This is a genomic window from Anabaena sp. UHCC 0451 (genome assembly GCF_034931405.1).
Taxonomy (GTDB): domain Bacteria; phylum Cyanobacteriota; class Cyanobacteriia; order Cyanobacteriales; family Nostocaceae; genus RDYJ01.
Genome location: NZ_JAYGHA010000018.1, coordinates 63330 through 72406 on the forward strand (window position 1 = coordinate 63330; position 9077 = coordinate 72406).

Annotated in this window: 5 protein-coding genes; all 5 read left to right on the top strand. The window is 37.5% G+C overall.

The features are described 5' to 3' along the window. Positions 1-1902: glycoside hydrolase family 10 protein (locus tag VB694_RS14130; protein ID WP_323360954.1), on the top strand; the 1902-nt coding region annotated here is incomplete at its 5' end. Positions 1903-1925: 23 nt separating this feature from the next. Continuing rightward, the gene (locus VB694_RS14135) at positions 1926-6620 is read left to right on the top strand and encodes a PAS domain S-box protein (RefSeq protein ID WP_323360955.1); all 4695 of its coding nucleotides are present in this window, start codon (positions 1926-1928) and stop codon (positions 6618-6620) included. 2 nt (positions 6621-6622) lie between these two features. Next, positions 6623-7834, top strand: a complete 1212-nt coding sequence (locus tag VB694_RS14140; RefSeq protein WP_323360956.1) for an EAL domain-containing response regulator — start codon at positions 6623-6625, stop codon at positions 7832-7834. 98 nt (positions 7835-7932) lie between these two features. Further along, positions 7933-8319 (top strand): phosphomannose isomerase type II C-terminal cupin domain, encoded by a 387-nt coding sequence (locus VB694_RS14145; RefSeq protein WP_323360957.1) that lies wholly within the window; start codon positions 7933-7935, stop codon positions 8317-8319. Next, entirely contained in the window at positions 8319-9044 is a 726-nt protein-coding gene (ung, locus tag VB694_RS14150; protein WP_323360958.1) for a uracil-DNA glycosylase, read from the top strand. The genes VB694_RS14145 and ung overlap by 1 nt, the downstream gene beginning before the upstream one ends. The last annotated feature ends 33 nt before the right edge of the window (positions 9045-9077 follow it).

Here is a 9077-nt window from a genome sequence, read left to right on the forward strand (position 1 = left end):
AAATTAGCAAATCAACCCAGAAAACTAACTGTACAGAAGACAAAACCTCAACCTAAACCTATTAGACCTGTCACACCCCCAAATTTACAAGATGAAATTGACTTACTGCAAACAGCAGTCCGTTTGGATGTTATTCCTAGTTCTAATCAGCCGATTTCCCATAAAGATGGGATCGCACTCCAACAAGAGTTAGAAAATTTGATTGGTAGAGTTGAAAGTACCCATTTGGCGGTTTTAGGTCGTGGTGGTAACACAAGCAACTCTTCATCATTAAAAGCAGAAAATACCAAAGCATTTAATGAGATTATAGATCCAAGTTTAGAGGAAACTTTAGACCAAGCTAGGGAAGTTGCCAAAAATATTCCTGTGTTAATTTCTCAAAAAAAATATGCCTTAGCACGTCAACAATGGTTAGAGACAAAGAGAAATTTATGGCAAGAGTTTCCTGTTAATCAAAGGTTAGCTCAACCGGAAATTCGCTCAGTTTGGTTAGACAGAGGGACAATTGTTAATGCTGGGAATGAAGAGGGACTAGCAAAGATTTTTGATCGTCTAGCAAAAGCGGGAATTAACACCGTATTTTTTGAAACTGTCAACGCTGGTTATACGATTTATCCTAGTCAGGTTGCACCAGAACAAAACCCCCTAATTAAAGATTGGGACCCATTGGCAGCAGCTGTCAAATTAGCCCATGCACGGGGGATGGAATTACACGCTTGGGTGTGGACTTTTGCTGCTGGTAATAGTCGTCATAATCAAATAATTGGTGTCAGTCCTGATTATCCAGGTCCTGTCCTAGCAGCTAATCCTGATTGGGCAAATTATGATCAAAATGGACGGATGATTCCAGTTGGTCAAACTAAGCCTTTTTTAGATCCAGCTAATCCCGAAGTTAGACAATATTTATTAAAGTTGTATGCAGAAATTGTGACTCGTTATCAGGTGGATGGAATACAACTAGACTATATTCGCTATCCTTTTCAAGACCCTTTTACTGGTCGAACTTATGGTTATGGTAAAGCAGCAAGGGAACAATTTCAGCAACAAAATGGTGTAGATCCTCTAAAAATTAATCCTCGACAACGGGAATTGTGGAAAAAATGGACAGCATTTCGTACTGAACAAGTTGATAGTTTTGTGGCTGAAGTTTCACAAATGTTGAAACAAAAACGAGCTAATTTAATTTTGTCGGTGGCTGTGTTTCCGTTGGGAGAATATGAACGAGTGCAGAAGATTCAGCAACATTGGGAAGTTTGGGCAAGAAGGGGCGATATAGATTTAATTGTGCCGATGACTTATGCTTTAGATACTCCTCGTTTTCAAAGACTAGCCCAACCTTGGATTAATTCTACTAAATTAGGTGCTACTTTATTAGTTCCAGGGATTCGTTTACTTTCTTTACCGACTGTGGGAGCATTTGATCAATTACAATTACTGAGGGATTTACCTGTGAGTGGTTATGCTCTCTTTGCTGTAGATAATTTTAATAATGAGTTAGATAAATTATTGAGTAGCACTCAAGGTAAGGTGCAAAATTCCAAGACTGAACCTATTCCTCAACGTCAACCATTTCGGACTGCGGCTTTTCGTTTTGCTGCTCTGCAACAAGAATGGCGGTTTGTCAGAGAAAATAATCAACAATTCCATAAGTCGGTCACGACAATGGCTGATTTTCAGAATCAATCTCAGAAGTTACAAAATGCTCTTAATCAATTGGCGATTTTACCTTCTGCTAGTAATTTGATTAGTGCTAGAGGTGAACTTGCTCGTTTCCAGACTAAATTTAAAACTTGGATGAGTGCAACTGCAAAGGAAAATCCCTATCGAGTGAAAGTATGGGAAAATCGGCTGTTAACTATAGAAAGATTATTACGTTACGGTGAGAGGCGAGTAATCAATTAAAAATTAAAAATTAAAATTAAAGTATGCAAATATCCCCTTATTATCTTGTTCTCCAAAGTTTAGAGTCAATTATTGACTATTCGCCATTGATGGTGACGCTGGAAACACCTTTATTAGATGCGATCGCTTTGATGGCGATACATGATAAAAGTGTGTTGATAAAATCCGTCTCCCAAGTAGTAGGATATTTGACACAACAAGATATATTGCGATTGGTTGTATCTGCATCTGATTTGAGAAATACCAAAATTTCTGAAGTGATGCAGACTCATGTTACTCAAATAAATACAGAATCAGTTAACAACTTAGCAACAGTAATATCTCAGTTGTTTCAATCGGAGTTACAGTTACTAGTTGTTGTTGATGAACAAGGACAGATAGTGGGAACAATTACCCATAAAAGTATTGATCAAGCGATTGCATCAGGAGAAGAGAAAATTAACGATTGTCAACTGGTAGAAAATCAACTTTTGCAATCCCAGCAGATGTTGCAATTAATTATGGATACCATGCCCCATAATATTTTTTGGAAAGATATCAACTCTCGCTTTTTGGGTTGCAATCTTAACTTTGCCCAAATGGTTGGTTTTGAAAATCCAGCAGAAATTGTGGGTAAAACAGATTATGATTTAGTTCCTAACCAGGAGACAGCAGAATTTTACCATCATTATGATGCTGCAGTGATGCAAAATAATCAGGCTGAATATCATTCTATTACACCTAAACAACAAGCAGATGGCAGTCAGATTTGGCTAGAAAATAACAAAGTTCCCTTGTTAAATAGTCAAGGCCAAGTAGTAGGTATGTTAGGAACTATGGAAGATATTACTGAGCAAATGCGATCGCAAGAAGCTTTAGAAAAAAGTGAAGAACGTTTCCGCTTTTTAGCTGAATCTATTCCTCAGCAAGTCTGGATTGCAAATACTGAGGGCAGTATTGAATATGTTAATCAACGTACTATTAATTATTTCGGCTGTATACCAGAGCGGCTTTTAGGTGAAAAATGGCAGGATTGGGTACATCCTGATGATTTACAAACAAGTATCAATACTTGGCATGAATCTTTAACTACAGGGATAGATTACGAAATAGAATTTCGTTTGTGGGAACAAGGATCAGAAACTTATCGCTGGCATTTAGGACGAGCTTTACCATTACGCGATCGCCAAGGACAAATTATCAATTGGTTCGGCACAAATACAGATATTCATGATCGCGTAGCCGCAGAAATTGCCCTGCGAGAAAGTGACCAGAAATATCAAAATATGACCCAAGTTTCACCTGTGGGGATCTTTCGTTGTGATGCTCAAGGTAAATGTCTATATGTGAATGATCGCTGGCATGAAATAACAGGATTAACAAAGGCAGCAGCAATGGGATTTGGCTGGTTAGAAGCTATTCATCCCGATGACAGAGAGCGCATCATGCAGGAGTGGGTGGAATCTATCCGAGAAAATCGGCCTTTTCGAGCAGAATACCAGTTTCTGTGTGCTGAGGGCAGAATTACTTGGGTATTTGGTCAAGCTGTAGCCGAACAAATTGTCAATAGAGAAGTGATTACTTATGTTGGTACATTCACTGATATTGGAGATTTAAAACGGGTAGAATCAGCATTAGCAGAACGAGTGAAATTAGCAGATTTTCGGACTGAAGTTGATGCTATCCTCACTCAATCAGAAACTTTAGTCACCATGATGCGTGGCTGTACCGATGCTTTGGTTAAACATCTTGATGCTGCCTTTGCTCGGATTTGGATACTGAACCCAGAAGCACAAATTCTCGAATTACAAGTGAGTTCCGGTATCTACACCCATACTAACGGTTGTCATAGTCGGGTAGCGATGGGTAGGTTAAAAATAGGTTTAATTGCCGCAGAGGGTAAACCGCATCTTAGCAACTCTGTACACGATGATCCCTCTATTAATGACCAAGAATGGGCTAAACGAGAGGGAATGGTGGCTTTTGCTGGTTATCCCTTAATGATAGAAGGGGAAATCATCGGCGTTATTGCTTTATTTTCCCGGCAACAATTGACAGAATCAGCTTTTACAGCTTTACATATTGCTGCCAATGAAATTGCGATTGGGATTAAACGTAAACAAGCTGAAGCTGCACTGCGAGATAGTGAAGAGCGTTTCCGCAACCTAGTTGAAGCTAGTAGTGATTGGGTATGGGAAATTGATGAAAATGCCGTTTATACTTATGTTAGTCCTAAAGTAAAAGAAATTTTGGGTTATGAACCCCAGGAAGTTTTAGGTAAAACTCCCTTTGAATTGATGCCAATCGAAGAAGCGGAGCGTGTTCGCAAAATTGTAGCTCCGATAATTACAAGCAGACAATCCTTTAAATGTTTGGAAAATACGAATCTTCATCAAGATGGTCATCTGGTAGTTTTGGAAACTAACGGTATTCCAGTATTTGATTCTGAGAGGAAATTTTGTGGTTATCGTGGCATTGATAGAGACATTACCATTCGTCAACAGGAAGCATCCACATTATGGGAAACCCAACAGCAGCTACAGGCAATTTTAGATAATTTTCCAGCAGTTATGTATTTGTTAGACACAGAAAATAAATACCTGTTAGTTAACCGCCAATATGAAAAGCTATTTAATACTCAAGAACAGGTAATAGGTAAAAGTTTGTATGATGTCTGGCCTGATGATATGGCTAAAGCATTTGCCATCAACAATGCTGAAATAATTGCAGATGGTGTTCCTAGAGAATTTGAAGAAGTTGCTTTGCACCAAGACGGGTTACACACTTACCTGTCTGTGAAGTTTCCTTTAAAAGATGTCAATGGCATAACTTATGCTGTTTGTGGTATTTCTACTGATATTACAGAACGCAAATTAGCAGAAAAATCGTTGTTAAGGTTGCACAAAGCAATAGAAAGTACAAGTGATGCTATTAGTATTACAGATATTACAGGTCAGGCTATCTATGTTAATCCTGCCTTCTTAAATGTATTTGATTATACGGAATCTCAATTAAATGCCCATGGCGGTCTTGCGGCTAATTTTCGGAATCAGGAGTTATTTAAGAGAGTATTTCAGACAGTCCAGCAAGGTCAGTCTTGGCAGGGCGAAGTGACTATGAAAACTCGGGATGGGGAAAAAGTCAAAATTGATTTACGTACTGATGCCATTAAAGATGCTTCAGGGGAGATTGTGGCATTTGTTAGTATTTATACAGATATAACTCAGCGCAAATTAATTGAGGAAGGTTTGCGACTACGTGACCGAGCTATGGCTGCTAGTGGTAACGGTATTGTGATTGCTGATGTTACCAGCCCAGATAACTCAATTATTTATGTTAATTCTGCTTTTGAGCGCATAACTGGTTACTCGGTTGCAGAAGTCTTGGGACAGAATTTTCCTTTATTTCAAGATGTTGATATCAATCAATCAGCCTTAGAAGAACTGAGAACTGCGATGGAAGCGGGACAAGACTGTACAGTGGTTTTACGTAATTATAGTCAAGATGGGAGCTTATTTTGGCATGAATTAAATATTTCTCCTGTCTATGATGTGTATGGTTATCTTACACACTATATTGGTATTCAAAATGATATCACTGAACGCAAGCAAACAGAAATAGCATTGTTGATTAGCCAACAACGGCTGCAATACTTACTAACGTCTAGTCCAGCCGTAATTTATACTGGCAAAACCTCAGAAGATTTTGGGGCTATTTTTATCAGTGATAATGTCAAAGGTATGTTAGGTTATGAAGCACGAGAATTTATAGAAGATTCAGACTTTTGGTATAATCATATCCACCCGGAAGATAGACCAACTGTATTGGCAGAACTATCACAGGTATTAGAGAAAAAGCAGTATAGTTTAGAATATCGTTTTTTACATCAAGATGGTACTTATTGTTGGGTATATGATCAAGGTAAGGTAGTCTGGGATGAAGCTGGCAACCCATTAGAACTTGTCGGCTATTGGGCAGATATTACCAGCCGCAAGCAATTAGAGAAAGAATTAATAATAGCATTGGAGAAAGAAAAAGAACTTAACGAGCTTAAATCCCGCTTTATTTCCATGACTTCTCATGAATTCCGCACTCCTTTAAGTACCATCTTGTCTTCTGCGGAGTTGCTAGAACACTATCGTTACAGATGGACACAGGAAAAACAACTGACTCATCTGCATCGAATTCAAACCGCTGTCCACAGAATGGCAGAAATGTTAGATGATATTTTAGTAAGTGGTAAGGCAGAAGCGGGAAAACTTGAATATAGACCTTCATCTTTTGATTTGGTGAAATACTGCCGTCAATTAGTAGAAGAAATCCGGTTGAATTTGAGGACTCAGCATTTGATATCCTTTAGCAGTAACTGTGAATCTATTTCCTGCTATATGGATGACAAATTATTAGGACATATTCTGAGTAACTTACTCTCAAATGCAATTAAATATTCTGCCGATGATAGCTTAGTCAAATTTACACTTGCTTGTAAAGATGAAAAAGCTACATTTGAAGTTCAAGACCAAGGAATTGGGATTCCAGAAGAAGACCTCCTGCACTTATTTGAATCTTTCCATCGTGCTAGAAATGTGGGTAATATTTTAGGTACTGGATTAGGACTAGCGATTGTCAAAAAATGTGTAGATATTTACCAAGGTGAAATTTCTGTGACTAGCAAAATCGGAATAGGTACAAAATTTATTGTTCAACTACCCTTAAAAAAATATACAACAGGAGGTTAATTATGCCCAAAATTTTAGTCATAGAAGATGAAGAATCCGTGCGGGAAAACCTGTTAGATTTGTTAATGGCTGAGGAATTTGAAACAGTTTCTGCTGCTAATGGAAAAATCGGCTTAAATTTAGCTATTTCTGAAGTGCCAGATTTGATTTTATGTGACATGATGATGCCCGATCTTGATGGTTATGAAGTATTAAAATCATTACGTCAACAAGCATTAACTTCGACAATTCCCTTTATTTTTTTAACTGCAAAATCTGCAAAATCTGATATTCGTCAAGGTATGGATATGGGAGCAGATGATTATTTAACTAAGCCGTTCACGCGCTCTGAGTTATTGAGTGCGATTATGAACAAATTAGAAAAATATGCCAATTTAAAAAAACATTTATCCATTCAGACTGCGGTTCATAAATTAACCCCCAGAATGCAGTTGTTAGATAAACAATTACACCAGGCTATTCTCAATGATGATTTCAAAGGATTTGAGATTCATTATCAACCAATTGTTGATATCAATACTGGTAAAATAACTGGTGCTGAGAGTTTATTACGTTGGAATAGTTATGAATTAGGTCCTATTTCTCCTGCTGAATTTATTCCTTTGGCAGAGGCAAATGGGTTGATTTTTAATATTGACAACTGGGTATTAAAAAATGTCTGTCAACAAATTAGAATTTGGCACGATGCTGGGATTAGATCCTTGACTTTTGCTGTCAATTTATCAGCAATTGAATTTAATCAATCAGATTTAAGCTCTAAAATTATTAACTTAATAGAAATTAATGATTTAGATACAAATTGCTTAGAGATTGAAGTTACTGAAACAATGATTATGGAAAATGTCACCTGTGCGATCGCTATCATGAATCAATTACGTTCTCTGGGAATTAAAATTGCAATTGATGATTTTGGTACAGGACAATCTTCCTTAAACTATCTGCAACTTTTCCCAGTTAATACAATTAAAATTGATCGTGCTTTTGTCCAAAATGTTCATCAAGATTATCCCAAATCAATTATTACTAAATCACTGATTAAAATGGCTCAGGATTTAAATCTTAAGATCATTGCAGAAGGAGTGGAAACAGCAGCAGAATTTTTATTTTTACGCGAAAATAAATGTGATGCTATCCAAGGGTTTTTATTCAGTCGCGCCTTACCAAAGACAGAGTTTGAACAGCTTTTATTCTCTAATAAGACTTTATCTATATAGAAAATATAGCAGTTATTAAAAATTCTCAATATCAAATCTCAATATCAAATCTAAAAGGCACATTTAAAATCCAATAATTAGCATAGGTAAAATCAGTCATGAGTCACCAGGAAAATGAGCTTAAATCCCAGTTTGATCAATCTTCTTCCCATTCAGGAGAACGTTATTGGGGTTATGTAGAAGTAATAGAAGAAGGAGAAAATTATAGAATTAGTCGGGTAGAAATCAAACCCAGACACGGGATTAAAGCACAAACTCATTATCATCGTCATGAACATTGGGTTGTAGTTTCTGGTGTGGCTAAGGTAACTTGTGGTGATGAAGAGATATTCCTAAATCGTAATCAGTCAACTTATGTACCAGCAGCTACTCTGCATAAAGTAGAAAATCCCGGTTCTATTCCTTTAGTAATTCTAGAAATTCAAAATGGTGAATATTTGGGTGAAGATGATATAGAGCGTCCTGTTGACATAACGCCAGAATAATGAAAAATCTACAACTGCCTATTTGTTGGCAAGCTGTTCTGGCTGAAGAATTAGAAAAACCCTACTTTGGTAAACTGCACGATTTCTTAGTTCAGGAAAGAGAAGCTTATACTATTTATCCACGGGAAGAAGATGTCTTTTCTGCCTTGGAATTAACAACTTATGAGCAGGTAAATGTTTTGTTATTGGGACAAGATCCCTATCACAATGAAAACCAAGCTCATGGATTATGCTTTTCTGTGAAACCTGGGATTAAACCACCTCCATCACTGCTGAATATTTTTAAAGAACTGAAAGCAGATATGGGTGTTGATATTCCCAATCATGGTTATTTGGTCAACTGGGCTAAACAGGGTGTGCTAATGTTAAATACGGTATTGACTGTGAGATCACACACACCAAATTCTCATAAAAATCAAGGTTGGGAAATTTTCACGGATGCGGTGATTAATAAGGTTAATCAAAAACCTGATCCGGTGGTGTTTGTGTTATGGGGTGGATATGCACAAAAGAAGTTGAAGTTGATTGATACAACTCGACATTTAGTTATTAAGTCTGCTCATCCTTCTCCACTTTCTGCACATAATGGCTTTTTTGGCAGTAGACCTTTTTCGGCTATTAATGCGGCTTTGCGCTCCTGTGGTAAGCCGGAGATTGATTGGGAATTGGGGATTGGGGATTGGGGATTGGGGATTGGGGATTGGGGATTGGGGATTGGGGATTAGTCATTGGTAAAAATCTTTTCCCCCTGCTCTCTG

Bases quoted from the DNA above. Each gene is read 5' to 3' on its own strand.
- VB694_RS14135 (WP_323360955.1), top strand. From the start codon at position 1,926: ATGCAAATATCCCCTTATTATCTTGTTCTCCAAAGTTTAGAGTCAATT.
- VB694_RS14140 (WP_323360956.1), top strand. From the start codon at position 6,623: ATGCCCAAAATTTTAGTCATAGAAGATGAAGAATCCGTGCGGGAAAAC.
- VB694_RS14145 (WP_323360957.1), top strand. From the start codon at position 7,933: ATGAGTCACCAGGAAAATGAGCTTAAATCCCAGTTTGATCAATCTTCT.
- ung (WP_323360958.1), top strand. From the start codon at position 8,319: ATGAAAAATCTACAACTGCCTATTTGTTGGCAAGCTGTTCTGGCTGAA.